The organism is Bradyrhizobium sp. LTSP857 (assembly GCF_000938285.1).
Lineage (GTDB): Bacteria > Pseudomonadota > Alphaproteobacteria > Rhizobiales > Xanthobacteraceae > Bradyrhizobium.
The window spans coordinates 1-24,075 of the sequence record NZ_JYMS01000010.1 but is presented as its reverse complement, the minus strand read 5'-3'; the positions used below and the strand labels follow the sequence as shown (position 1 = coordinate 24,075).

Annotated in this window: 24 protein-coding genes and 1 pseudogene; 8 read left to right on the top strand and 17 right to left on the bottom strand. The window is 61.9% G+C overall.

All coding sequences use genetic code 11. The features are described 5' to 3' along the window. Positions 1-17: 17 nt before the first annotated feature. On the top strand, positions 18-470 hold the full coding sequence (locus tag UP06_RS05875; RefSeq protein ID WP_045001331.1) for a cupin domain-containing protein: 453 nt from the start codon (positions 18-20) through the stop codon (positions 468-470). 3 nt (positions 471-473) lie between these two features. Here UP06_RS05875 and UP06_RS05870 read toward each other — a convergent pair whose 3' ends face one another. The 3 genes from UP06_RS05870 to UP06_RS05860 form a co-directional block, all read right to left on the bottom strand. Further along, complete coding sequence (locus tag UP06_RS05870; protein WP_045001327.1) at positions 474-1,724, bottom strand: flavin-dependent oxidoreductase; 1,251 nt, start codon at positions 1,722-1,724, stop codon at positions 474-476. Positions 1,725-1,879: 155 nt separating this feature from the next. After that, positions 1,880-2,716, bottom strand: a complete 837-nt coding sequence (locus UP06_RS05865; protein ID WP_045001325.1) for an enoyl-CoA hydratase family protein — start codon at positions 2,714-2,716, stop codon at positions 1,880-1,882. A 28-nt stretch (positions 2,717-2,744) separates the two neighbouring features. Next, a complete protein-coding gene (locus UP06_RS05860) occupies positions 2,745-3,506 on the bottom strand; it encodes an SDR family NAD(P)-dependent oxidoreductase (protein WP_045001323.1) in 762 nt (253 codons plus the stop codon). Between the two features lie 197 nt (positions 3,507-3,703). Between UP06_RS05860 and UP06_RS05855 the strand changes: the two genes are divergently transcribed. From UP06_RS05855 to UP06_RS05835, 5 genes are read left to right on the top strand one after another with little or no spacing between them, the layout of a single operon-like run. Continuing rightward, on the top strand, positions 3,704-4,522 hold the full coding sequence (locus tag UP06_RS05855) for an alpha/beta fold hydrolase (protein WP_045001321.1): 819 nt from the start codon (positions 3,704-3,706) through the stop codon (positions 4,520-4,522). Between the two features lie 7 nt (positions 4,523-4,529). Next, complete coding sequence (locus UP06_RS05850) at positions 4,530-5,819, top strand: acyl-CoA dehydrogenase family protein (RefSeq protein ID WP_045001320.1); 1,290 nt, start codon at positions 4,530-4,532, stop codon at positions 5,817-5,819. Between the two features lie 2 nt (positions 5,820-5,821). Then, a complete protein-coding gene (locus tag UP06_RS05845) occupies positions 5,822-7,357 on the top strand; it encodes a class I adenylate-forming enzyme family protein (RefSeq protein ID WP_045001318.1) in 1,536 nt (511 codons plus the stop codon). Next, positions 7,354-8,442 (top strand): NAD/NADP octopine/nopaline dehydrogenase family protein, encoded by a 1,089-nt coding sequence (locus tag UP06_RS05840; RefSeq protein WP_045001317.1) that lies wholly within the window; start codon positions 7,354-7,356, stop codon positions 8,440-8,442. Before UP06_RS05845 ends, UP06_RS05840 begins: the two co-directional genes overlap by 4 nt. 3 nt (positions 8,443-8,445) lie before the next feature. Further along, on the top strand, positions 8,446-9,438 hold the full coding sequence (locus tag UP06_RS05835) for a 3-hydroxybutyryl-CoA dehydrogenase (RefSeq protein ID WP_045001315.1): 993 nt from the start codon (positions 8,446-8,448) through the stop codon (positions 9,436-9,438). Here the strand turns inward: UP06_RS05835 and UP06_RS05830 are convergent. From UP06_RS05830 to UP06_RS05805, 6 genes are all read right to left on the bottom strand, one after another. Next, a complete protein-coding gene (locus tag UP06_RS05830) occupies positions 9,435-10,481 on the bottom strand; it encodes a 2,5-dihydroxypyridine 5,6-dioxygenase NicX family protein (RefSeq protein WP_045001314.1) in 1,047 nt (348 codons plus the stop codon). The two genes, UP06_RS05835 and UP06_RS05830, sit on opposite strands and share 4 nt — an antisense overlap. A gap of 38 nt (positions 10,482-10,519) precedes the next feature. Beyond that, positions 10,520-11,287: an ABC transporter permease gene (locus UP06_RS05825; RefSeq protein WP_045001312.1), complete on the bottom strand. Its 768-nt coding sequence runs from the start codon at positions 11,285-11,287 to the stop codon at positions 10,520-10,522. Beyond that, positions 11,284-12,069 (bottom strand): ABC transporter permease, encoded by a 786-nt coding sequence (locus tag UP06_RS05820; RefSeq protein WP_045001311.1) that lies wholly within the window; start codon positions 12,067-12,069, stop codon positions 11,284-11,286. Before UP06_RS05820 ends, UP06_RS05825 begins: the two co-directional genes overlap by 4 nt. Next, a complete protein-coding gene (locus tag UP06_RS05815) occupies positions 12,066-12,911 on the bottom strand; it encodes an ABC transporter ATP-binding protein (protein WP_045001310.1) in 846 nt (281 codons plus the stop codon). The genes UP06_RS05820 and UP06_RS05815 overlap by 4 nt, the downstream gene beginning before the upstream one ends. A gap of 124 nt (positions 12,912-13,035) precedes the next feature. Then, positions 13,036-14,730 (bottom strand): dihydroxy-acid dehydratase, encoded by a 1,695-nt coding sequence (gene ilvD / locus UP06_RS05810; protein WP_045001309.1) that lies wholly within the window; start codon positions 14,728-14,730, stop codon positions 13,036-13,038. A gap of 77 nt (positions 14,731-14,807) precedes the next feature. Next, positions 14,808-15,791, bottom strand: a complete 984-nt coding sequence (locus UP06_RS05805) for an ABC transporter substrate-binding protein (protein WP_045001540.1) — start codon at positions 15,789-15,791, stop codon at positions 14,808-14,810. A 178-nt stretch (positions 15,792-15,969) separates the two neighbouring features. On the opposite strand from UP06_RS05805, the gene UP06_RS05800 reads away from it, so the two are divergent. Further along, positions 15,970-16,878, top strand: coding sequence for an NAD(P)-dependent oxidoreductase (locus UP06_RS05800; protein ID WP_045001308.1), 909 nt, complete (start codon positions 15,970-15,972; stop codon positions 16,876-16,878). 15 nt (positions 16,879-16,893) lie between these two features. On the opposite strand, the gene UP06_RS05795 is transcribed toward UP06_RS05800, so the two are convergent. From UP06_RS05795 to UP06_RS05765, 8 genes and pseudogenes are all read right to left on the bottom strand, one after another. Continuing rightward, positions 16,894-17,457 (bottom strand): flavin reductase family protein, encoded by a 564-nt coding sequence (locus tag UP06_RS05795; protein ID WP_045001307.1) that lies wholly within the window; start codon positions 17,455-17,457, stop codon positions 16,894-16,896. Between the two features lie 9 nt (positions 17,458-17,466). After that, complete coding sequence (locus UP06_RS05790; RefSeq protein ID WP_045001306.1) at positions 17,467-18,696, bottom strand: acyl-CoA dehydrogenase family protein; 1,230 nt, start codon at positions 18,694-18,696, stop codon at positions 17,467-17,469. A 63-nt stretch (positions 18,697-18,759) separates the two neighbouring features. After that, entirely contained in the window at positions 18,760-19,416 is a 657-nt protein-coding gene (gene maiA / locus UP06_RS05785) for a maleylacetoacetate isomerase (protein WP_050031559.1), read from the bottom strand. Positions 19,417-19,493: 77 nt separating this feature from the next. Further along, entirely contained in the window at positions 19,494-20,753 is a 1,260-nt protein-coding gene (locus tag UP06_RS05780; RefSeq protein WP_045001536.1) for a CaiB/BaiF CoA transferase family protein, read from the bottom strand. 218 nt (positions 20,754-20,971) lie between these two features. Next, a pseudogene (locus UP06_RS39645) lies at positions 20,972-21,106 on the bottom strand (GNAT family N-acetyltransferase); the annotation flags it as partial. Positions 21,107-21,254: 148 nt separating this feature from the next. After that, positions 21,255-21,491, bottom strand: coding sequence for a hypothetical protein (locus tag UP06_RS05775; protein ID WP_045001305.1), 237 nt, complete (start codon positions 21,489-21,491; stop codon positions 21,255-21,257). A gap of 15 nt (positions 21,492-21,506) precedes the next feature. Next, complete coding sequence (locus tag UP06_RS05770) at positions 21,507-21,845, bottom strand: hypothetical protein (RefSeq protein WP_045001304.1); 339 nt, start codon at positions 21,843-21,845, stop codon at positions 21,507-21,509. 758 nt (positions 21,846-22,603) lie between these two features. Then, a complete protein-coding gene (locus tag UP06_RS05765; protein ID WP_050031558.1) occupies positions 22,604-22,993 on the bottom strand; it encodes a hypothetical protein in 390 nt (129 codons plus the stop codon). A 420-nt stretch (positions 22,994-23,413) separates the two neighbouring features. On the opposite strand from UP06_RS05765, the gene UP06_RS05760 reads away from it, so the two are divergent. Continuing rightward, on the top strand, positions 23,414-24,075 hold a 662-nt coding region (locus UP06_RS05760), incomplete at its 3' end, for a dienelactone hydrolase family protein (protein ID WP_050031557.1).

The following is a 24,075-nucleotide window of genomic DNA, read 5'->3' as shown; positions in this document are numbered from 1 at the left end:
GTTAAGGGAGGACTGCAATGAAGAGCGAAATCACCGGCATCACGCGGGCGAATGAGGGGATCCAGGGCATTTCCTGGAACATCCTCGGCCAGACCTATGTGCCGAAGAGCAACACCGAGCACAGCTTCTCCTGGCACGCGACGCTGCCGCCGGGCACCTTCGTGCCGCCGCACATTCATCCCGACCAGGATGAGTATCTCTACATGCTGGAGGGCAAACTCGATTTCATGCTCGGCAATTCCGAGTCACAGGCGACCGCTGGCGATCTGATCCGTCTCGGCATGGGCGTACCGCACGGCATCTTCAACAAGTCGGAGCAGACCGCGAAGGTGCTGTTCTGGGTCTCCCCGACCCGCAAGCTGTTCGACTTGTTCTGGGGCCTTCACAACATGAAGGAGCAGAAGCCGGAGGACGTGGTGGCGATGGCCGCCGAGTACAACATCCACTTCCTGCCACCACCGCCCGGCTAAGCATCAGGCTCGCACTGCGGCGAGCCCAGGCACTGCGGCAAAACCGGCCTTGGTGGCATAGCCGCGTACGATGGCCTCGCGCTGCGAATAGCTCAGCACGTTGTCGACATTGTCGAAGCCGTCGGGCGCAAGCTGCTCGACGGCATCAATGACGCCCTCGGGGCCGCCACGCCGGTTGGAGCGGACGATGTCCGCGGTCATCGGCAGCCGCTTCTTCTCATATTCGACCAGCGCCTGACGCGGATGCTCGGCGCGCACCAGCGCATCCGCAAGGCAGCGCGCATCGAGGATCGCCTGCGAGGCGCCGTTCGAGCCGACCGGATACATCGGATGCGCGGCATCGCCGAGCAGCGTGACACGCCCCGACGACCAATAGGGCAACGGATCGCGGTCACAGGTCGGATATTCGTAGAATTCCGGTGTGGCCGAGATCAGACTCTTCACGTCGATATAGGGCACGGAGAAGCGCGCGACATGCGGCATCAACTCTTCGCGCCGGCCCGGTCGCGACCAATCCTCCTTGCGCGGCGGCGAGGCATTGCCCTCGCCCACTTTCACCAGCACGGCCCAATTGGTCAGACGGCTCGCGGGGCTAGATCCCTCCGCAATCGGATAGACAACGACTTTGGCATTGAGGCCGCCCGCCACGATCATCGACTTGCCAGTGAGGAACAGCGGCCAGTCGCGCGCACCACGCCACAACATCAGGCCGTTCCAACACGGCGGGCCCTCGTTCGGGAACAGCGTGTCGCGGACCCGAGAATGGATGCCGTCAGCGCCAATCAGGATATCGCCACGCGCGGTATGGATGTGTACGCCGGCACGATCGAAGAAATAGGCCGTGACACCGCCTTCATCCTGGGTGAACGCACCGAGCCGGCAACCCGTGTGGATCGACTCAAGCCCGAGCCGCTCTTCGACAGCGCGGTGAATGACGCCCTGAAGGCGACCTCGGTGAATCGAGAATTGCGGCACGTCGTGGCCCGCGTCGACGCCGCGGGCTTCGCGCCAGACCTCCTGGCCATGGCGGTTGAGATAATAGAGCTGGTCGGTGCGGATTGCGACGTCGTCAAGCTTCTGCAACAGGCCAAGACCCGCGAGTTCGCGCATAGCATGCGGCAGCGTGTTAATGCCGACGCCGAGTTCGCGAATGGTATCGGCCTGCTCGAAAATCTCGCAACCGATGCCGCGGGCCCGCAGCATCAACGCCGTGGTGAGACCACCGATGCCGCCACCGACGATAATCGCTTTCATCGCCCTAACTCCACTCGATACACACCAGGCAATGGGGTTAACGTCGCACGGCCGGTTACTCGGCCGCAAGCGGCTTTGTCGCCTCCGCCTTGAGCTAGGCCCGCGTCTTGGGCTTAGCCTTAATTCTCGGCTCCGTGGCGGCGAAAATTGTCGGTTCAGTCGCCCCTAAAGACCGGCTTGACCTTGTTGGCGAAGGCTTCGAAAGCGCGCGCGAAATCCGCCGTCGTCATGCACAGCGCCTGAGCAATGGCTTCCGCCTCGATCGCCTCTTCGATCGACATCGCCCATTCCATGGCCAGCATCCGCTTGGTCATGGTGTTGCCGAAGGTCGGTCCTTCCGCGATCTGCTTGGCCAGCAGCTGTGCCTGGGGCAGCACCTGCTCCGGCGTCACGATGCGGCTGAAGAAGCCCCAGCGCTCGCCCTCCTCCTCGGTCATGAACCGGCCGGTATAGAGCAGCTCGGAGGCGCGGGACTGTCCAATGATCCGCGGCAGGATCGCACAGGCACCCATATCGCAGCCGGCAAGGCCTACCTTGTTGAACAGGAAGGCGACCTTGGCCCCGCTCGCGGCGAGCCGCATGTCCGACGCCATGGCAACGATCGCACCCGCTCCGGCGCAGATGCCCTCGACGGCGGCCACGATCGGCTGCGGGCAGGCACGCATCGCCTTGACGAGGTCACCGGTCATCCGCGTGAAGGCGGTCAGCCCCTTGGTGTCCATCTTCACGAGCGGCCCAATGATCTCGAACACATCGCCGCCGGATGAGAAATTGCCGCCTGCGCCGGTGACGACGATGCACTTGACCGCGTCGTCGAACGCGCAGGCGCGGAAGAAGTCGGTCAGCTCCCGATAGCTCTCGAAGGTCAGCGGATTTTTCCGTTCGGGGCGATTGAGCGTTACGGTGGCAACACCGTCGACCACGGCCAGCAGGAAATGTTGCGGCGAATAGTCCGCGAGCGGCACGGTCACGGGATTGGCTGGTCTGCTCATGCGATGTCCTTTTCTTTGTTCCGAGCCGCTAGATTTCGCCGCCGGCAACGGCGATCGCCTGGCCGGTGATCGCGCCCGCGCCTTCGCCGCACAACCAAAGGACGGCGTCTGCCACTTCCTGCGGCGTGATCAGCCGTCCCTGCGGATTGTGCTTTGCGAGCTCAGCGATTGCCTGCTCGCGGCTCCGGTCGGTCTTCTTCATGATATTCTCGATGCTGCCGGCGACCAGATCGGTATCGGTGAAGCCGGGACACACGGCATTGACGGTTACATTGCTACGGGCCATTTCGATAGCAAGCGAACGCACGAGACCGACCACCGCGTGCTTTGCGGCCGTATACGCGCTCACATAGGCATAGCCCTTCAGCCCGGCCGTCGACGCAATCGCGACGATGCGCCCATAAGGACGCCCCTTCATCCCAGGCAGCACACCGTGGATGGCGTGGACCACGCCCATGAAATTGACGTCCATCATGCGCGCAAACAGTGCGCTGTCGGACTTCGAGAATGGCGCAGACTCGGCGCTGCCGGCATTGGCAATCAAGATATCGATCGGCTTTCGCGCATGTGCTTCAGTGATCGCGACTTTCAACGCAGCTTCGTCCGAAACGTCGGCAACGGCCGCGAAATGCGCAGCTCCCGCGCTCACCGCCTCTTCAAGAGTTGCGGCATTCCGTCCAAGCACCGTAACAGTGGCACCAGCGCCAACGAGAGCCGCAGCAATCGCGCGGCCGATGCCGCGGCCGCCACCAGTTACCAGCGCGTGCGGCGAATGCGGCAATCCGGTCATGCTGTGGCTCCCTGACATAGCTGCTGGCCTAGGCTCCGATATATTTTAAACTTCAAGCTTTTGCAACGAAGCGTCCTCAAAGCCGCGAACGGCTACGCACCCGGGGGCGGCCCGAAAATTGCTTTAAGTATAAAATTATCTCTTCCCATCGCCCGCAGGCCTGTTAGCATCCCGGGGGCCGAGCAAAAGGATGTCGCGTGTCGCAACCCGCGCCGATGATAACAAAGGATGGGCGCTTCGCCTACGAAGCGGCGGGCCTCCCGGACGCGACACCTCTGATATTCCTGCATGGCATCGGCGGCGCGGCGCGGGCCTGGCGGCAACAGCTCGCCACGTTCGGCGATCGCTTCCACGCGATCGCGTGGGATATGCCGGGCTATGGCGGATCGGCACCGCTTGCCACCGTCAGCATCCCTGCCCTAGCGGATGCGCTCCAGCAATTCATCGCACAGATCGGTGCGGCGAATCCCATTCTGGTGGGCCATTCGATCGGCGGCATGATCGTCCAGAAATTACTGGTTCAGTCTCCCAAATTGGCGCGCGCCGTGGTGTTGGCTCAGACCAGCCCCGCCTTCGGCAAGGCCGACGGCGACTGGCAGAAATCGTTCATCGCAGCGCGGCTTGGGCCGCTTGACCGCGGGGAGACGATGAAGTCGCTGGCGCCGTCCCTGGTGAAGGAGCTCGTCGGCGAGGATCCCGATCCAAAAGGGATGGAGCTTGCGCGCGAGTGCATGGCCAGCGTGCCAGAGGCAAGCTATCGCGCCATGATGCTGGCGTTGATCGGGTTCGATCAGCGCAGCACACTGAAGGACATCTCCGTACCGACACTGCTGCTGTCCGGCTCCAAGGACAACAATGCGCCTGCCCCCATGATGGCGAAGACCGCGACGTACATTCCTTCCGCAGAGTATGTCGAGCTCGCCGGCGTCGGCCATCTCGCAAACCTGGAACGTCCGCATGCCTTCGATGACGCTCTCGGCGGGTTCCTCGACTCCGTCACTGCAAAATCCGGGTGACTGCGCAATGACCATGCAAGTCAGCAAAACCATTGGCGCCGGCGACAAGGTCGCACTCGATGCCCCGATCTTCGATCCCGCCGCATTCCGCCTGAGCGACGAGCAGGCGGCCATTATCGCGCGGGCGCGCGAGATCGGGCAGAGCGTGTTCGCCGGCCGCGCCGCGACCTACGATCGCGAAGCGATTTTCCCGACTGAGAACTATCGCGACCTGCACCGCGTCGGCCTGCTCGGCATTGCAGTGCCCAAGAAACACGGTGGTCTCGGCGCGAACTATCAGACCTACGCTTTGGCGGCGGCCGAGATCGGCCGCTATTGCGGCGCGACTGCGCTGACCTGGAACATGCACGTCTGCTCGACGCTGTGGTCGGGCCCCCTTGCCGATGATCTCGATATGGACGCCGAGACTCGGGCGGAGCACGAGCAGCGGCGCGCAGTCCACTACAAGCGCATCGTCGAGGACGGCGCGATCTATTCGCAGCCCTTCTCCGAAGGCGGTGCGGCAGCGGCGGGTGGCGTCGCCTTTGGCACGGAAGCAAAGCCCGTGGAAGGCGGCTGGATCGTCAACGGCAAGAAGATCTTTGCGTCGCTCTCCGGCCATGCCGATTATTACGGCGTGCTCTGCACCGAGATCGAAGAAGGGGGGAAGGCCTCGCGCCGCAACACGCTCTACCTGGCGATTCCCGCCAAATCGCAGGGCGTCTCCGTCGTCGGCGACTGGGATCCGCTCGGCATGCGCGGGACGGTCTCGCGGACGCTGCTGTTCAAGGACGTATTCGTACCGGACGATTCTGCCTTGATGCCGCGCGGCGTCTATTTTCAGGCCGCGATGCGCTGGCCGCATATGTTCCTGACGCTGTCGCCGACCTATATGGGCCTGGCGCAGGCGGCCTATGATTTCACGGTGCGCTATCTGCGCGGCGAGGCGCCAGGCATGCCGCCGGTCAAGCGCAGAATGTATCCGACCAAGCAGATTGCGGTCGCGCAGATGCAGATCAAGCTCGAGCAGGTCAAGGCAATCTGGTTTCAGGCCGTCACCGAGGCGCGCGCCAATCCGAGCAAGGAGCAGGTGCTGCGCGCTTACGCCGCGCAATATTCGGTGATGGAAGGCGCCAACGAGCTCGCGGCGCTCGCGATCCGCACTTGCGGCGGCCAGGCCATGCTCCGATCGCTGCCGCTGGAGCGAATCTATCGCGACAGCCGCTGCGGCTCGCTGATGCTGCCGTGGACGGCCGAGCTCTGCCTCGATCGGATCGGCCGCGAGGCGCTGTACGAGGCCGGCGAAACGGACGACTGACGGTGGACCTCTGTAGTCTGATCGATCGCAACGCGGCGTTTTCGCCAGACAAGACGGCCATCGCCTTCGAAGGGGAGCGGCTGAGCTACGCGGCGTTCGCGGCACGCATCGAGCGGACGGCAACGGCCTTGAAGCACGAGCTTGGCGTCGGCCGAGGCGACCGCGTCGCGATCCTCAGCCTGAACCGGCCGGACTATCTCGTTCTGCTCTACGCATGCGCGCGGCTCGGCGCGATGCTTGTGCCCTTGAATTGGCGGCTTGCCGTCGCCGAACAGCTCTTTATTCTCTCGGATGCTGGCGCCAAGGTTTTGGTGCTCGAACAAGCATTTGAGGCAGTTCTTCCCGAACTGGCGCGAAGTGCGCCGGGGCCATCCGTTGTCGGCCTCGACTTCACACCGCCTCGCGGCACGACCTTCGAAAGCCTGCTAACGCAGGGCGACGGCAACGGCCGCAACCCGCACACCGACCTCTCCTGCCCGCTCCTCATCGTCTACACGTCTGGAACGACCGGACGACCAAAAGGCGCGGTGTTGCGCCAGGAAGCGCTGTTCTGGAACGGCGTCATGAGCCAGCACATGCACAACATGACGTCCGACGATCATGTGCTGACGGTGCTGCCGTTCTTTCATGTCGGCGGCCTCAACATCCAGACCACCCCGGCGCTCCAGCTGGGCGCGACCGTCACGATCCACGCCCGTTTCGCGCCGGACATGGCGCTCGCAGCCATTGAGCAAGAGCGGCCGACACTGACGGTGATGGTGCCCGCGATCATCCAGGCCGTGAGCGAGCATCCCGCCTGGGCGAAGACCGATCTTTCGTCGCTGAAGGCCGTCGCCACCGGCTCGACTATCGTGCCGCTGCATCTGATCGATCGCTTTGTCGCACGCGATGTTCCCGTTCTCCAAGTGTACGGTTCGACCGAAACTTGCCCCATCGCGGTGTACACGCGGCTCGGCGGCGATCTTTCGCGTGTTGGATCGACCGGTCTTGCTGGCCTGTGCTGCGAAGCCAAGGTGATCGATCAGGCAGGCGCCGAGGTGCCGCCGGGCACGCCCGGCGAGATAGCCCTGCGCGGCCCCAACATATTCTTCGAATATTGGGGCAATGAAGAGGCCACGCGCGACGCGCTGTGCGACGACTGGTATCGCACCGGCGATATCGGCCTGCGCGACACCGAAGGCTATTTCTGGGTCCGCGACCGCAAGAAGAACTTGATCATTTCCGGTGGCGAGAACATCTATCCGGCCGAAGTCGAACGTGTCTTGCTCGAACATCCCGACGTCAGCGAGTGCGCCGTGATCGGCAGGCCGGACCCGCGCTGGGACGAGGTCCCGGTCGCCTATGTCATCCGGCGATCCGGCTGCCGGCTTGAGGCGGACGAACTGAGGGCACACCTTCAGGCTCAGCTTGCCCGCTACAAGGTTCCGCGCGACATGGTTTTCGTCACCGACCTGCCGCGCACAGCGCTCGGCAAGGTCCAGCATTTCGTGCTGAAGCAACTTGATGCGCAGTCGCGCGGCTATGGAGAAGCATCTTGAAGATTGCGGTACTGGGTGGGGGAAACGGCTCTTTCGCGGCCGCAGGCGATTTTGCGCAGTCAGGGCATGAGGTCCGGATCTGGCGCCGCGACGCGGATCAAGCGGCCGCGCATCGCGCTGCCGGCTCGCGGATCCTGGTCAAGGACCATAATGGCCAGCACGACATCAAGCTCGCGCTGGTCACGACCGACATTGCTGAAGCTGTCAGCGACGTCGAACTCATCCTGTGCCCTGCGCCCGCCTTTGCGCAGCCGGACATCGCCCGCCTTCTTGCCCCGCATCTGCGGGACGGCCAGGTCGTGTTTCTGCCGCCGGCTACATTTGGCTCCATGATCTTCGCGCAGGCGGCACGGGATGCCGGCAATCACGCCAAAGCAAGCTTTGCCGAAACCGGCACACTGCCCTGGCTGGCCCGCAAGCACGGACCGTTCGAGGTCGCGATCACCATCCGCGCCAAGCGGTTGCCCGTCGGCGTGTTCCCGCTCGACCAGGCACCGCACGCACTCGAAGTCATCGGACGCGCTTTTCCGGACGTGATCGAGCCGTGCGGAGATGCCCTCTCCGGCGCGCTGATGAATGCTGGGCCCGTTATCCATCCGCCGCTGATCGTGATGAACGCCGGCCCGATCGAGCATTTCGAGCGGTGGGACATTCACAAGGAAGGCACGCAAGCCGCGATCCGCCGGGTCACCGATGCGCTCGACGCCGAGCGGATCGCGGTGCGCGAGGCGCTCGGATACGATGCGCCACATTTTCCGCTCGCCCATCACTACGCCAGGGAAGGCGAGATATGGATGTATGGCCGCGGCTCGCATGACCGGCTGACTGACTCGGGCGACTGGCGCGAACGCATCGCACTGACCGAGCATCGGTACATGCGGGAGGATCTGCGGCTTGGGCTGTCGCTGCTGGTCTCTGTCGCTGCGATGGCCAGTGTGGCGACGCCGCTGGCGAGGGGATTTCTGGCAATCGGCGGCGCGATCTGCGGCGAGGATTTTGCGCAGGGCGGCCGAACACTCGAAACACTAGGCCTTGGCAACCTCGGCAAGGCCGAATTGCAGACGCTCCTTCGCAAGGGATTTTGACCGATGACGACCCGCGCCAAAATCGCCTGCCTCGGTGCCGGCCGCATGGGGCGCGGCATCGCCGTTGCGTTCGCCTATGCGGGGCACAGTGTGGCCATGATCGACATCAAGGCTCGTTCCGCAGAAGACTTCGCCAGACTGGAGGCCGACGCTCTCGGCGAGGTCAGGAAGACGTTTGCCAGCCTGTCGAACCTAGGGCTGCTGACCGAAGCCGATGTCGACCCGCTTATCGCGCGCGTTTCGGTGGTGCCCGCCGGCCACAGCGGGGCAGCGCTTTCCGATGCCGGAATAGTCTTTGAGGGCGTTCCTGAGGTCGTCGAACTCAAGCGCGAGGTGCTGGGGTCTGCCTCAAGGCAAGTGAAGCCGGACACGATCATCGCATCGACGACATCAACAATTCTCGTCGACGATCTGTCCGGCGCGATCGTGAACCCCCGCCGTTTCCTCAACGTGCACTGGCTCAATCCGGCCTATCTGATCCCATTAGTGGAAGTCTCGCCCGGCAAGGCCACAGATCCCGCCATCATCGACGAGGTCAAGGCGCTGCTCGAAGGGATCGGCAAGGTGCCGGTGGTCTGCGCTGCGACGCCAGGTTTCATCGTCCCGCGCATCCAGGCACTGGCGATGAACGAAGCCGCGCGCATGGTCGAGGAAGGCGTCGCCAGTGCAGAGGAGATTGACAAGGCGATCCGCTACGGCTTCGGCTTCCGCTACGCTGTGCTCGGGCTGCTCGAATTCATCGACTGGGGCGGCGGCGACATTTTGTATTACGCCAGCCGGTATCTCGAAGGCGCCCTGGGTAGCGACCGCTATCGCGCGCCGGAGGTAATCTCGCGGAACATGCACGAAGGGCGGATCGGCTTGCGAACCGGTGCCGGCTTCCTTGATTATTCGGGCCTCGACGTCGATGCCTATCGCGCCAAGCGGCTACAGGCCATGGTCGACCTGCTCCGGCACTTCGACCTCGCCCGCCCGCCCGTGCTCGACCGCAATTAACCGAAGACGTCCTGGAGCACGCCTTCCCGGACCACTGCAATACCATCGAGCTCGATGGTCGTTCCCATCATCGGCAGGTCGAAATGACCCGCTGTGTAGCGACCCGCGAATTCGTTCGCGCCGGTCGAGAACAGGAAGTTGCCAGAGACGGCACGAATCTCAGTGCCGTTGGTATCGCGCTGGTCGTACATCGAGAGCGCCTCATAGCGCGCGCCCGGATTCATACCGAAGCCGACATGCGACACCGCATAGGCTTCACGGTCACCCCAGGCGGCGAGATAGGCTCGCATCATCGCGGCATCCGTGCCCTCGCCGTCGAGCTCGACGACATAATCGTCCTTCAGCGTCATCTTCACTGGCGACGTCAGGTAGCGCTTAAAGGTCAAGTTGATGTCGCCGGGCGCCATCACCAGTGTCCCGTTGATCGTGCCGCTCTTGGGAAAGCTGACGACGATGCCGCCGGGCCAGTGCGCGAGCGTTCCGGGCTTGTCGGTCCAGCCCCAGACGCCAACCGTCGAAGCTCCGACCATGTCGACGTCGAGCGCGGTCCCCGCTTTTGAGGTGACCCGCATCCGCTTGGTCCCGCGCAGCATCTTCGCCGCTGCCCGAACCCGCTTCTCAAGCGCCGGATCCGGCACCATGCGCTCCAGCGCCTCGGGATGCTCGTTGGAAATCACCAGGATCCGCGCGCCGGCCTTCAAAATCTCAGGCGTCTCCACCGCGTGCATCAGGCCCTCGATTGTGCAATCCACCACAAAGCCGGCCTGCTGGAGCGCGCTGATGACTGGGCCGAGCCGCTGGATCGCCTCGCTCGCCCCTGTCGAGCGAACCGGCACGACGTTGCGGTTACGCGGCGTCGGCATCACCACATGAAACGGCCGCGCCCCCATGCGCAGCAGGGCAAGCTCCGCCAGATGCACATTCAACGCGCGCGATTGGGTCTCCGAGAGGATCGCCGCGGTATCACCAGCTTTGACCGCGCATCGCTCAAAAATCTCGCAGAATGCGTCGATCCATTTTGCTTCGATGCGATCAGCCAGCATGGTTCACTCCCGGTACCGTGGTTTCTTGTTCGGTCAGATCACGCTTCGGGAAAGCCCCGCAAAAGGTATGATCGCAAAGCCCCCAACAGGCCGTTCAGGATCAAACCGAGCAGCGAGATCGTAATCAGCGGTACGAACATGTCGACAGCCTGAAAGGTTCGGGCCGCGGTAACGAGGACATGGCCCAGCCCGTCCGTCGACGTGATCATCTCTGCCAGAAACACCACGATGCAGGAAATGACAAGGCCGATCCTGCAACCGGTCAGGATCGACGGCATCGCCGCCGGCAACACGACCTTGAATAGAATTTCATACCGCGGCGTTCCCGCCGCCATGGCCGACCAGATCAGCTTCTGCTCGACGCTCGACGCGCCATAATAGGTGGACAGTAGAATTGGAAACAGAGCATCGGCAGCCACCAAGGTGATCTTCGATCCATGACCGAAACCGAGCAGCAATAATAACGCCGGATAAAGCGCGACCTTGGGCAATGGCGCCAGCACACGCACGATCGGCCGAACCACAGCATTGATCGCGGGATTGGCCGCGGCGGCAATGCCGATACCCACGCCGAGCACCACCGCAATCGCAAAGCCGGCGAACAGCCGGAACAGGGTTGACGCGATCTCCTGCTGGTACGTCCACGTCACGAGTTGCTGGAGCAACCGGCCGAAGACGATTCCTGGTGGCGGCAGCAAGGACGCGGGTGCAAGACCGGATGACACAAGACCTTGCCACACCGCGATCACCAGCGCGATGGGTGCGAGCCCGAGAACGACATTCATTGGAACAAGGCGCGATGTCATGAGAAGCTCAGCGGCAAGTCAAACTGGGGCTCGGACCAACGAACAAGCCTTGCGCGAACCCGCTCAAACATCGCATCAAGGCAAATACCCATCGCCCCCACGATGATGATCATCGCATACACGGTGTCGTACTGCCCCATATCGAGTGCGTTGAACAGGATATTCCCGGCGCCGGACTGACGGGCGATCATCTCGCTCGTAATCATCGTGATCAGCGCCAGCACCAGCCCCGTGCGGCAGCCGGTCAAGATTTCCGGTAGCGCCGCCGGCAATACAATCCGGACCAGGCGTTGCATGGCGGAGAGTCCCATCGCCGCGCCAGACCAGAGCATCTTCTCTTCGACGGCCTTGGCGCCCTCAAAGCTGTGATAGATCACCGGGAGACTGACACCGAGGAAGATCACCAGCGTCTTCGTGATGTCGCCGACCCCCAGCCACAGCATGATGATCGGCATCAGCGCTGCCTTGGGAACAGGGTAGATCACCATCAGGAGCGGATTGAACAAAGCCGCGACCGCGCGGCTGCGCCCCATCAACAAGCCCAAGGGAATCGAAACAAGCACCGCCACGCCGAATCCCATCGCCATGCGGCGCAGTGAGGCCAGAATATTGATCAAGGCCTCCTTGTCGCCAAGGATGTCCGGGATCGCGCGGATGGCCTCGATCGCGGTTGGAAAGCTGTCGTTCCTCAGCACAAGCGACGCAATCTGCCATACCGCGAGCAGCCCGATGCAGGCGAACACCGGGGCAGCACGCTTGGCCACGGCCGCTGGCGATATCATAACGGAGATCCGGTCTCGTCGACCTCGTCGAACATACGCTCGATGTCGACGACGTATTTCTGGTAGCGTGGGTCGAGCAACAGCTCGTTGCGACGACGCGGCCGCGGCAGATCGATGTCAATGACCTGCCGAATGCGGCCTGGAGATTTCGACATCATCACGACCTTGTCGGACAGGAAGACAGCTTCATCGACCGAATGGGTGACGAATAACACCGTCTTGCGGTCACGTTCCCAGATGTTCAGGAGGTCATTCTGCAAGCGTGTCCGGGTGTGAGCATCGAGCGCACCGAACGGCTCGTCCATCAACAAGACTTCGGGATGGTACGCAAGCGTTCGAGCCAACGCGACGCGCTGCTTCATGCCGCCCGACAGTTCCTTGGGATAGAAGTTCTCGTAGCCCTTGAGCCCGACCATTTCGATCAGAGCGCGGCTCTGCCCTTCCGCCTCGGCGGCCTGCACTCCCTGTTGCCGTGGCCCATACATCACATTGCCCAGTACTGTCTTCCAGGGAAACAGCGCGAATTCCTGGAACACAGGCCCGCGATCAGGCCCGGGCCCGGAAATGGTTTTCCCTTTCATCTTCGCCGCGCCGCTGGTTGGGCTAACAAACCCACCGACGATGTAAAGCAATGTCGACTTGCCGCAGCCGGATGGGCCGAGGATGGAGACGAACGCCCCCTCTTCGATCGTCAGCGAGATGTCCGACAACGCCAAATGATCCTTGCGCGCCGAGGTTTGAAAAACCTGCGAGACGCGGTCGATTTCGATGATCGCAGAAGCCGGCCTTTGTGACGTCACCGGTCTCACCCATTCGCTCGATCTCGAAGGCACTACCTTCATCCCGTCTCTCGCTTCACCCGTGCGCGAATATCTCGCAACCGACCCGCTGAATGTCCTCCATCAGCAGCACGAGCTTAGCAAGAAACTTGCCAAGCGAGTGATCGTTTTCGCAGGGATGCGCGCGTCAATCGAACCAGGGCCATTCTGCCGGGCCTTCATGCGTAACTGCTCCACCCGGCGCCTGCCCGACCAGTCGAGCATATTTCGCAAGCGCACCTGCACGGTGACGTGGCGCTCTAGGCTTCCAATCGCGCCGGCGCGCTGCGAGTTCCTGCTCGTCGACCAGCAGATCCATGCGGCGGCCGGCCGCATCAATCCGGATCCTGTCGCCGTCGCGAACAAGCGCCAGCGGGCCGCCAACAAAGGCTTCCGGAGATACATAGCCGATGCACATGCCGCGGGTCGCACCGGAGAACCGTCCATCGGTGATCAGGGCTACCTTCTCGCCCATGCCTTGCCCGTAGATCAACGCAGTGACGCCGAGCATCTCGCGCATGCCGGGCCCGCCGACCGGCCCTTCGTTGCGGATCACCAGCACCTCGCCTGCCTTGTAGCTGCGGTCGCGCACTGCTGCGACACAAGCCTCCTCGTCTTCGAACACCCGCGCCACGCCTTCGAAGAACTGGTTCTTCAAACCTGCAACCTTGATCACCGCGCCGTCCGGACAGAGATTTCCCTTCAACACGGCCACGCCGCCATCGGGCATGATCGGCGCGCGGGCCGCGTAGACGACCTCACCATCAGGCGCGTTGGCAGCGCCATATTCTTCTGCAAGTGTGCGGCCCGTGATGGTCAGGCAGCTACCATCAATGTGTCCGCTTTGAATCAGCTCGCGGATCACGACGGCGGCACCGCCGATATCGTAGACGTCCTTCGCTGTGTATTTGCCGCCGGGCCGCAGATTTCCGATCAGCGGCGTCCGGGCAAAAACCTCCCCGACATCGTCAATCGTAAATGTTATGCCGGCTTCGTTTGCGATGGCCGGCAGATGCAGGGCGGCGTTGGTCGAACCGCCCGTCGCAGCAACGATCGCGGCGCCGTTCTCTAACGATTTCCGCGTCACGATGTCGCGCGGCAGCGGCCCGCCGCGTTCCAGCATTTCCATCACCAGCCGCCCGGCTCGTCGGGAAATCTGCGCGCGTTCGGCATACACACCGGGCACCATCGAGACATTGGGAATGGTCAACCCCATCGCCTCGGACACCATCCCCATCGTGTTCGCGGTGAACTGGCCGGCACAGGCGCCGATGGTCGGCAGGCAGGCACGTTCGATCCGCTCGAGCGTGGCGCCGTCGATCTCACCGGTCATGAAGCTGCCGACAGCTTCGTAGGAGTCGAGTACCGTCAGGGTCCGCCCGTCCACGCGGCCCGGCAGCGAACTGCCGCCATAGATGAAGATGGACGGCACGTTGCAACGAACCATTCCCATCATCACGCCTGGAAGCGTCTTGTCACATCCGCCGTATCCGATCAGCGCATCATAGGCGAGGCCATGAACGACCGCTTCGATCGAGTCGGCGATCAGCTCCCGTGAAAACAGGGAGAACTTCATCCCCTCGTGGTTCATGCTGATGCCGTCGGAGACCGAGATGGTCGAGAATTCGCGCGGCGTGCCGCCGGCTTCCTCGATCCCGGTCTTGGCTGCAGCGACCTGGAAGTCATGGGTCATGTTGCAGGGCGTCTGCTCGCCCTTCATGCTGACGACGCCTACCATCGGTTTGGCGATTGCCTCGTCGTCCAGGCCCATCGCGCGCATGAATGCGCGATGCGGGGCCCGGTCGAGACCGTCGGTCGTTATCCGTGATCGCAGCTTCTTCATATGTGCATCATCTTCATGCAATGTCCCGCACATGGCGGGACATTGCGACCTCGTTAATTCAACAAGCGGTCGATCGCCTACTGTAGTGGCGCAACGATGGTCGGATGCTTGAACTGGGCGACATCCAGCTTCGGAAGCATTCCCGTCTCAGCATAGATATCCAGCATCTTCTGGATCGCCGGGAAGTTCGGCGCCGCACCCGGATCACGGCCGAAATCATTGTCCTTGAGCAGATAGGTCTCGAGCACCGGAACGGGCGCCTTCAGCACTTCGGACACCACCTTCAGCGTCTCTTCGCGGTTCGCCAGCGCCTTCTTCATGCCTGAGGTGATGTCGCGGACATAGGCCTTGACCAGGTCAGGGTTCTTGTCGACGAAATCGGCGCGGCACGCTTCCAGGATGTGCACGATGTTCGGCATAGCCTGCGACAGCGAGAATAGTTTGCGGGTGCCTCCCTTGGCTTCCGCCCGCGCTGCAAACGGCTGGTTCATGTTGACCGCATCGACCCGACCCTGCCGCAACGCATCTTCCGAGACGGCAAAGCCGACCTCGACCAGCTTGATATCCTTGGCCGGATCGATGCCGTTCTGCTTCAAGAGCAGATTGAACGGCCCTTGCGTCCCGCCGCCGATGACGGAAATGCCGACCGTCTTGCCCTTGAGGTCGGCAATCGTCTTGATCGGGGAATCGTCCATGACCGCCCAGTAGACCGAGAACCCGCCGGGCTTCTCGAAGACATGCTGCGCCACGATGTAGGCCTTGAGATTGCCGCCAACCACGCCGTTGGCGAGCGACAGCGGCGCCTGCGTAGCGCAGTCGAGCGCACCGGCTGCGAGCGCCTGCGTCATCGGCGCGGTGCCCTGGAATTGGGTCCATTCGATATTATAGGTCTTGCCGATACCGGGAAATTCGGCCGGCCTGCGCATCATCCAGTATTTGGATTCCTCGGCCGGGATCGTCCAGCCGACGCGGATCGTCTGCTGCGCTCGTGAGGGGCTTGCGCCCGCAATCATGGCCGCCACAGCTCCTATTGCCAGCATCCACCTCGAAACCGTCCGCATCGCGCCCACTCCGTTGCTCCGGCGCCGACCGACGCCACCCAACCCGACCGGTCTAAATGTTTCATGGTTCAAACAATCAGGCAAGCCATGCATGCCGGCCCGGTTTCGCTGCGGCGCGCGTTATGTATGGTGCGGCAGCGGTTGCGAGCAGTTGCGCCGCGACAGAAGGAAGCAACCTATGGCTGATGCGAGCAAGGCAAACCCGCAAGGCGTCGAGAGGCTCGGCTATCTCGGCCTCGGACTGATGGGGACGCCGATGACCCGGCGCCTGCTCAAGGCAGGCTATCAGGTGACCGTCTGGAACCGTTCGGAAGGCAAGGTAGCTCCGCTCGTCGAGGCCGGCGCCAAGCGTGCAGCCACGCCCCGCGACGCCTTGGCCAATTCGGACATCGTCTTCATGTGTGTGACGGATGCAGATGCCGTGGAGGAGGTGATCTTCGGGCACGAAGGCATTTCAGGCGCTTCCGGCGCAGGCAAGCTCGTCGTCGACTTCTCGTCGATTCACCCCGATGCCGCGCGCAATCTCGCCACTCGGCTGAAAGCCGCAAACGGTGCGGGCTGGATCGATGCGCCGGTATCCGGCGGCACCAAGGGCGCCGAAGAAGGCACGCTTGCCATCATGGCCGGCGGAGAAGCCACTGCCATCGAGAGGGTGCGGCCCTACATATTGGCCATGGCACGCAGGTTCACCCACATGGGTGCGATCGGCGCCGGCCAGACAACAAAACTCTGCAACCAAGTGATTGTCGGATGCGCGATGGCTGTCCTCGCGGAAGCAACACGCCTTGCCGTAAACGCCGGAATTGATGCCAACCGCTTGCCCGAGGCGCTCGCCGGCGGCTTTGCAGATTCCATTCCACTCCAGCTCTTCGTACCGCGCATGGTCCAGGGCATTCACTCCCCGCCGCTCGGCCACATCGCCACGATGCTCAAGGACCTCGACACGATTGCCGATGTAGCCCAGGCGACCTCGACTCCTGTACCGATGGCCACGCTTGCGGGACAACTCTTCAGGCTGGCCAAGACTGCGCGTGGCGCGGATGCCGATGCGCTGGAGATCTACAAGCTCTCCGCGGAAGAGCGGTAGGCCGCAACTCCCCACTTACGGCGACTTCTTGCCCTCATCGTCGGGAAGGAATCGGCCAAACGCGCCGCGCGCAAAGAGCAGTGGCTCTTTCGCGTTGTAAGTATAGGCCTCGACCGCGCCGAGAAAGATCACGTGGTCACCGCCATAATAGCGATTAACGGAGCGGCACTGAAAGTTGGCGACGCTATCGGCAAGCACCGGAGCGTTCCCGAGCCCTGGCGTCCAATCGACCCCGGTGAATTTGTCATCGGATGATTTGGCGAATTTGTTCGCAAGCGACTGTTGCGAAGCTCCAAGTACATTGACTGTAAAATGGCTGGCGTTCTGAAATGCGGTCAAGCTTGAGGAATAGGCAACAAGACTCCAAAGAACCAATGGCGGATTCAGGGAGACCGAAGCAAACGAGTTACAGGTTAAACCGTAAGGCTTTCCGTCCGGACCTGCGGCCGTAATGATGGTCACGCCCGTTGCATAGGTACCGAGCGCATTGCGAAAGTCGCGGGGGTCGATCGGCGAGCTGTCGCTCGCGAATTCGTTGGCTGGATCAGGGACGGCCGGCTGCTTTGGCGGATCATTCATCGGCCGGCCTCACAAGGTGAGATTCTCGGACGGCAGGCCAAGTGCCACGCGTCCATAATTGGTTCCGGCCGCATCAAAATTAAATGCAAGGTGCGAGTTGATCGCGTGCGCATCGCGGAACTGTCGCTGCAACACGCCCGTCGTGAACAAGCCGCGCGCCCCGCTCGCCGCGAACAACATCGAGACCGCATCGGTGCACAGATTCACCGAAAAAGCCCCGTCGCGCCGATATCTCGTCTTGGCCGTCATGTCCGGCACATGATGACGTCGCGCGTCCTCCATGGCATCGATGCAGGCGGAGCGCATAATCAAACGCGCAGCATCGATCTTGGCCGAGGTCTCCGCGATCTTGATTTGAGTGCTTTGAAAGTCGCTCAGCTTGGCGCGGTTGTAGGTCGATATGCGATGACGCGCGACCTCCGCATAGTCGTCCAGGCATGCCTGCGCATTGCCGAGCGCGACGCCGGACAATACATAGGGAAACAACGAGAACACAGGCAGAGCATACAGCGGGTTGGGATTGACGTTGCTTCCCGGCGCGGAACCGCCGGCGAGATCACCCACGGCGACCGTCATATGGTCGGCCACGAAAGCGTCCCTGACTTCCACGTCCGACGACCCGGTGCCGCGTAGCCCGGTGACGTTCCAGGTGTCGAGAATCTTGTAGTCGGCCTTAGGCAGCAGAAAGATACGATACTCGATGCCGTCAGCCTCATCGTCAGAAGAAACGACGCTTGCGAGCATATTCCACTCGCAGGAGGCGACCCCCGATGAGAATGGCCAGCTTCCGTGTAGCCGGTATCCGCCCTCGACCTTCCTGGCGCGGCCGGCGGGGAAGATGAACGATGACGCGATCAGCACGTCCGGGTCCCCGCCCCAAACCAGATCCTGTGCTCTCTGCTCGAACATGCCGAGCATCCAGTGATGACTTGCCAGATTGGCGAGATTCCAGGCCACGGATGCGTCCGCCTGTCCGAGCAGGTCGGCGCAATCGATCAGGGCGACGTAATCGAGCTCGGCGCCGCCGATGCGCTTCGGCTGGAGCATGCGGAACAGGCCGGTGTCGTGCAGGTCCCGCTCGGTCTCCGGCGGCAGGTGCCGCAACTCTTCGGTCCGGGCTGCCCGCTCCCGCAATTGCGGCAGGAGCGACCGGGCCCTCGCGATCATTGACGCATAGGCGCGATCGCCGGAGTCCGTCCCCGCCGACTGACCCGTGCTCGGCTCTCGACCAGGCGCCATTCGTGTCCCTCGCTTTCACACAGTTATGCGGCGGGAACCTCGCCAAATCAAGCTGGCGCAACGTTAACGAGGTGCAGTCGCCCTGTAACCGGGCTGTTCGAAGGGGTGCGACGTCGCGAAGGCCGGCATTGCAAAGCAGTGCCCCGCAAGTCGCGCCACGGCCGGATATGACGCCACGTCGAGCTTCAAAAAGTGAGCTCCGACGACTTGGCCGGCAATGCAGATATCCGCGACCCCCACCTGCTTACCGAGTGTAAACGGCTCCGCTGGCCGCCGCTCCAACAGTCTCTCGTAGGTTGCTAGTCCTTCGATTGTCCAATGCTTCGCCCAACTCTCGATCGCATTGGCGTCTGCACCGAACATCTTCACGAGATGATTGCGGACACGCGGAGTCACCAGCGGATGCGCATCCGCGATCGTCACCAAGGCCAGAGATCGAGCATAGGCACGGTCGCCAGGGTCCGACGGCAGCAGCCTCGGCTCCGGCATGAGATCATCGAGATACTCGATGATCGCCAGTGACTGAAACACCCGGTGTTCGCCATGCACCAGCGTCGGAACGACACGCTCGGTGTTGACCGCGTCATAGACCGGGTTGAACTGCTCTCCGGACAGGACGTCGACCGGAATTTCCTCGAATGGTAGTCCCTTTAGCTTGAGGGCCACACGCACGCGAAACGAGGCAAGTGACCGCCAGAAGCCATAGAGCTGTATGTTCATCGTCAATCCTGTTGGCAAATGATGGCCGCATTGCTCGGTTAGTCAGCTCAAGCGAAGTGGTAGCTCACCGTTCTGCTTCAAGATGGCTTGCTCGATCCAAAGACGCCCTTTTGAGCGAAGTCCACGATACGACGATCATCGTAGCCAAGAGTATCACGCAAAACATGCTCCGTATGCTCGCCCAGCAGGGGCGCAGCTACAGGATCGACCGCCGCCGTCAAACTCATGTTGATAGGAGGCTCGATGTTGGGGACCCATCCCGCCGTGGGGTGCGGAATCTGGCTCAGGCGGTGACGCTCCCGCGCCTCGGGCGCGTTGAATCCCTCCTCAACGGTGCGGAGATAGCCGACCGGGATATTGGCCAGCTTCATCTTCGCCATCCAGTTCTCGAGGCTGTCGCTTGCGAAAACCTCCGCGATAGCCGTCCGCAGGAGCTCTTTGTTCTCCGACCGCGCCTTCCGTGTCGCGAACCGGAGATCGGTGATGAGATCGGGGCGATTCAACACCTCGACCACCAGCCGCCGGTACAACCGGTCATTGGCGCAAGCCATGTAGAACGGCCCGTCGGATGCCTCGTAGACGCCGACGGTGGGAGAGCCACTCGGCGAGTTACCGAACCGGCCGGGATTCTCACCATTGATTAAATAGGCCATGCCGTAAAAACCAGTCATGCCCATGGCCACATCGAACAGGGCGACTTCAGCATGCTGCCCGCGACCAAGCCGATCCCGCGCCAGAAGCGCCAACAGGATGGCATTACAGGCCGACATCCCCGTCGCCATGTCAACGATGGGCGGCCCGGTACGAACGGCCGGGCCGTCAGCGAACCCGTTGAGCGACATGAAGCCGCTTTCCGCCTGCGTGATGGGATCGAAACCGGGACGCGAGGCGAAAGGCCCGGTGCGTCCATAGGCCGAGATTGAGCAATAGACCAGCCGCGGATTAAGCGGCGCGACCGCCTCATAGTTGAGGCCGAACTTCTTCATGACCCCGCTCGAAAAATTCTCGACGACGACATCCGCCTTGCGGATCAGATCCAGCGCGATCTCGCGCGCTTCCGGTATGGCAAGGTCGAGCGCGATGCCGAGCTTGTTGCGGTTCAGGCTGAGATAGGCTGCGCTTTCACCACCGATCTCGGCATGCTCATAGGCGCGCGTGTCGTCGCCACCATCTGGATTTTCGATCTTGATGACGCGCGCACCGAAATCGGCGAGCGTCTGTGTGCAGGCTGGTCCCGCTACCACGCGCGTGAAATCGACCACCAACAGACCTTCAAGTGCGGTTGGCCCTCCCATCGCCCGCGACGGACGTTCCGGCAATTGAGGCTTCGTGGACATCATTGGCGCTCCCTTACATCGGCTTGTAGTCGCCGAATTTCCTGCATCGCAAACTTAAAGCCCGGCGACGCCAGCTGCGCAAGTACCTGATCCAACTCTCTCTCAAAACGCAAAAAGGGCCCGGCAGCTATCAAGCCGCCGGGCCAATCCGATCGAGCAAACTATTCACTGCAGAAGTGGCGTTCCGCGTCCCGGGAAACCGGACAATTATGCGCCCGTCACAGCCACTTTCTCCAATAGAGCGTGTTCGACCAGGCCCAGGGCACATCGGGTTCATAGAGCCGATAGCCGGCCTTGATGAAATTATTGCCCGACACCGGATTGTCCGTCGTATCTGAAACAATGCTGCGCCATCTTTCCGGTCTTCATCCTCAATGCCAAAGGATGCCAGCACCGATGCCACCGCCTTCAATACGATGGTATCGATACTCTCCTGCTGGAGCCTGTGCTGCTCGGCCAGCGTCTCGGCGACGATCGCCCGGATCTCGTCGTCCTGAATCTTCACCGCTTGATGATCCTTGCAACGTTCTCAAAGCCGCGTTTGGCGAAATAGAAGGAGATCACGAGATTGGCCGTGGTCGCAGCAAATCCCGCCAGGGCATCCGTGGAGCCAAAGCCAAGGACCTTGTCCCAGACCAAGAGCTTGCCCGAGCCGCGGCCACCGTAGACGCCCTTGTAGCGCGCAGGCTTGAGCAACGGCGCGAAGATCTTGGCCGTCGGAATTTTCAGGATGGACATCGCGAGCGCCTCTCCTCAAGCGATGGCGCCGGCGTCCTCGCCATCAAAATGTTCGGGATGCACGATGATCCGCTCGATCCGGTGGATCAGTTGCAGGACTCCGTCCTCGCCGTTCTCCAACGGCTGCGCCGCCTTGCCCCAGCCGCGATCGAGGATCGCATTGGCGGCCGAGACGCGAGCGGCCGGTGTTGAATCGTCGCTGCGCATGATCCCGACGAGAACGCTGACGGCTGTCTTGGTGTGGCTACGCGCGAGCGATCGGATTTCGGTCAGCGTTCGCGCCTTTGACGCTTTCCTGGCGACAGGCCGGCGGACCGGAACGCTCTCATGATCGCATTCGAGATCGTCACTCAAGCAAAAGTCTCCCACAAGGCAATCGCGATCAAGCCCGCAGTCGCGAGCGATATCAGGTACGCCGTCATCGTCTCTCCATGAAAGCAAGTGTGCGGCAGATCGCGCGACGAGGCGTGATCGTTTCGGGCGCGAACCCTATCCCCGTGTCCGGGGACCGCGGCGGCGGAGCGAGGGACTCGCGCCGCGGGCCGGCACGTTCGCGCGTGCTCGGCCAATAAGCTGGTTCGGACGGCGGCGCGCCATTCGGCGCTCCATGAAGTCTATCTGTGAGTGCGTTGCCATAATGCGTGGCCGCCGTCCGATTCCGAAAATCGAGACGAAAAAACCCGCGGCGGAATTGCGTCCCGCGCGGGTGAACCAAACTCGTCTCGATGATGTCATTCTGCCGGTGTTTTGCCCGACGAGTCAAACCTTGTTATGCACGATCTGAGTTCGACATGAAAAAGCCCGCCGCGGATTATGCCGCGCGGGCTGAAGCAAACTCATCTCGATGATGCCACTCTGCCAGTGTTTTGCCCGACGAGTCAAACGGCGTCGGCGTGGCTGAAGGATGGACGTCAGCGGCGCGGCTTAGAATTCGAATGTTGGCGAGATCGACACGAGTTGGCTCGCCAACTCTGGTGACCGTCTGCGCCTTCTTCGTCTCAGGTTCATATGCAAGTGCCTCGCGCATCCATTGAGGCCAGCCGGTCGACTGAGGCTCTGGTCTGCCGGCGATGTGGTCGCAGACACAGCGACGGTTGCTCGCGCTCTAACACTCATCGCAATTCCCCTTCTTGCGATGAGACCGATTGTGAGACCTGCGAGAGATCGGATCTCTCAATGTGATTGACGGCCGGCGATGGATTATCCGGGTGCACGATCACTCGCTCGATCCGATGCAGCAATTCCATTGGGCCATGATCGGTAGCCAACGGCTGCACCGGCCTGCCCCAACCCCGGTCGAGAATGGCGTTTGCGGCGGCCACCCGCGCAAACGCATTCGCGGTCTCTCTCAACATGATTGCGGAAAGCACGTTGATTGCGCTCTCGGTCCTACTCCTCGCCAAGTCCTGAACGGCCACGAGCGTTGGAGCCCTGAAACGTTCACTATTGGGTTCCTCAGCGACTGGCTGATAAAACTGCATCTCCCTCTTCAACCTGGCCATTTCCAAATCCCTTCCAGATACGCAATTGCGTCTTCGGAAACAAAAAGCCCGCGGCGGATTGCTCCGTGCGGGCTGAACCAAACTCTTTCGATGATGGCATTCTGCCAGTGTTTTGCCCGACGAGTCAAACTTTGGCCCACCGCACACCCTTCAAGACATCCGGTCTGCACTCACAAGCGGACGCTGGGTCAGTTTACCCGCTCGTCCGCTAAGGGCCAAAAACGGACTTCGCGGTACCAAGCTTAACAATGGCTCAAGCGACGCATGTCTGCAGTCCTGAACTTACGCTGTGGATGGACTGACATAACCTGCTACATTAGCCCTGTTACGAAGAGGGGGCGAGGTAAAATGGGCACACGAGCCGGAGCATGTCTTGGTTTAGCAGTATTGGTTACGTGCGTTTGCACGAACGCCGTCACGATGGCACAAGAGCTGGTCAGGTTCGACAGTGCTCCAGTCCGCCTTGGCCAGCTCCAACAGCGCTTGGCGCGCGAGCGTGGCGAAGCCCCGAAGGCGGCGGATACGATCGAGGGCTACCTCGCAAAACCAGAGGGCGACGGCCCATTCGCAGCCATTGTGTCTCTCCATGGATGCGATGGACTTTCGAAAGATGACCGAAAGTCCATCGCTCAATCCGTGACCGGTTTGGGGTATGTGTCACTTGCAGTCGATAGCTTTGCGACCCGTGGCATCAAGGACGCCTGCACCAAACCGATGCCTGCCCTGATGCTTGCCCGCCAAGGTGATGCCTTAGGCGCTCTATCCTATCTTTCCAAACTTCCTTTTGTCGATCCTCAACGTATCGCTGTCCTTGGAGGATCGATGGGTGCAACGGTTGCGCTGGAATTAGCGTCGACCCACCACGTGGAAACATTCGACGCTCCTCGGGATCTGAAGTTCAAGGCCGCGGTGGCCTATTTTCCGGGGTGCGGCGTTGCTTCCGGGGAACTCATCGTTCCCACATTAATCCTGATCGGCGAACTCGACGACTGGTTGCCTGCGAAGGACTGCGAACTTTGGATGAAGAGGCGAGCCGACATGGGCGCACCTGTTAAGCTGGTCGTCTATCCCGGTGCCTATCA

Excerpts from the sequence above, each read along its gene's own strand:
- UP06_RS05875 (WP_045001331.1), top strand. The coding sequence starts at position 18 with ATGAAGAGCGAAATCACCGGCATCACGCGGGCGAATGAGGGGATCCAG.
- UP06_RS05870 (WP_045001327.1), bottom strand. The coding sequence starts at position 1,724 with ATGAAAGCGATTATCGTCGGTGGCGGCATCGGTGGTCTCACCACGGCG.
- UP06_RS05865 (WP_045001325.1), bottom strand. The coding sequence starts at position 2,716 with ATGAGCAGACCAGCCAATCCCGTGACCGTGCCGCTCGCGGACTATTCG.
- UP06_RS05860 (WP_045001323.1), bottom strand. The coding sequence starts at position 3,506 with ATGACCGGATTGCCGCATTCGCCGCACGCGCTGGTAACTGGTGGCGGC.
- UP06_RS05850 (WP_045001320.1), top strand. The coding sequence starts at position 4,530 with ATGACCATGCAAGTCAGCAAAACCATTGGCGCCGGCGACAAGGTCGCA.
- UP06_RS05835 (WP_045001315.1), top strand. The coding sequence starts at position 8,446 with ATGACGACCCGCGCCAAAATCGCCTGCCTCGGTGCCGGCCGCATGGGG.
- UP06_RS05830 (WP_045001314.1), bottom strand. The coding sequence starts at position 10,481 with ATGCTGGCTGATCGCATCGAAGCAAAATGGATCGACGCATTCTGCGAG.
- UP06_RS05825 (WP_045001312.1), bottom strand. The coding sequence starts at position 11,287 with ATGACATCGCGCCTTGTTCCAATGAATGTCGTTCTCGGGCTCGCACCC.
- UP06_RS05820 (WP_045001311.1), bottom strand. The coding sequence starts at position 12,069 with ATGATATCGCCAGCGGCCGTGGCCAAGCGTGCTGCCCCGGTGTTCGCC.
- UP06_RS05815 (WP_045001310.1), bottom strand. The coding sequence starts at position 12,911 with ATGAAGGTAGTGCCTTCGAGATCGAGCGAATGGGTGAGACCGGTGACG.
- ilvD (WP_045001309.1), bottom strand. The coding sequence starts at position 14,730 with ATGAAGAAGCTGCGATCACGGATAACGACCGACGGTCTCGACCGGGCC.
- UP06_RS05805 (WP_045001540.1), bottom strand. The coding sequence starts at position 15,791 with ATGCGGACGGTTTCGAGGTGGATGCTGGCAATAGGAGCTGTGGCGGCC.
- UP06_RS05800 (WP_045001308.1), top strand. The coding sequence starts at position 15,970 with ATGGCTGATGCGAGCAAGGCAAACCCGCAAGGCGTCGAGAGGCTCGGC.
- UP06_RS05795 (WP_045001307.1), bottom strand. The coding sequence starts at position 17,457 with ATGAATGATCCGCCAAAGCAGCCGGCCGTCCCTGATCCAGCCAACGAA.
- UP06_RS05790 (WP_045001306.1), bottom strand. The coding sequence starts at position 18,696 with ATGGCGCCTGGTCGAGAGCCGAGCACGGGTCAGTCGGCGGGGACGGAC.
- maiA (WP_050031559.1), bottom strand. The coding sequence starts at position 19,416 with ATGAACATACAGCTCTATGGCTTCTGGCGGTCACTTGCCTCGTTTCGC.
- UP06_RS05780 (WP_045001536.1), bottom strand. The coding sequence starts at position 20,753 with ATGTCCACGAAGCCTCAATTGCCGGAACGTCCGTCGCGGGCGATGGGA.
- UP06_RS05775 (WP_045001305.1), bottom strand. The coding sequence starts at position 21,491 with ATGTCCATCCTGAAAATTCCGACGGCCAAGATCTTCGCGCCGTTGCTC.
- UP06_RS05765 (WP_050031558.1), bottom strand. The coding sequence starts at position 22,993 with ATGGCCAGGTTGAAGAGGGAGATGCAGTTTTATCAGCCAGTCGCTGAG.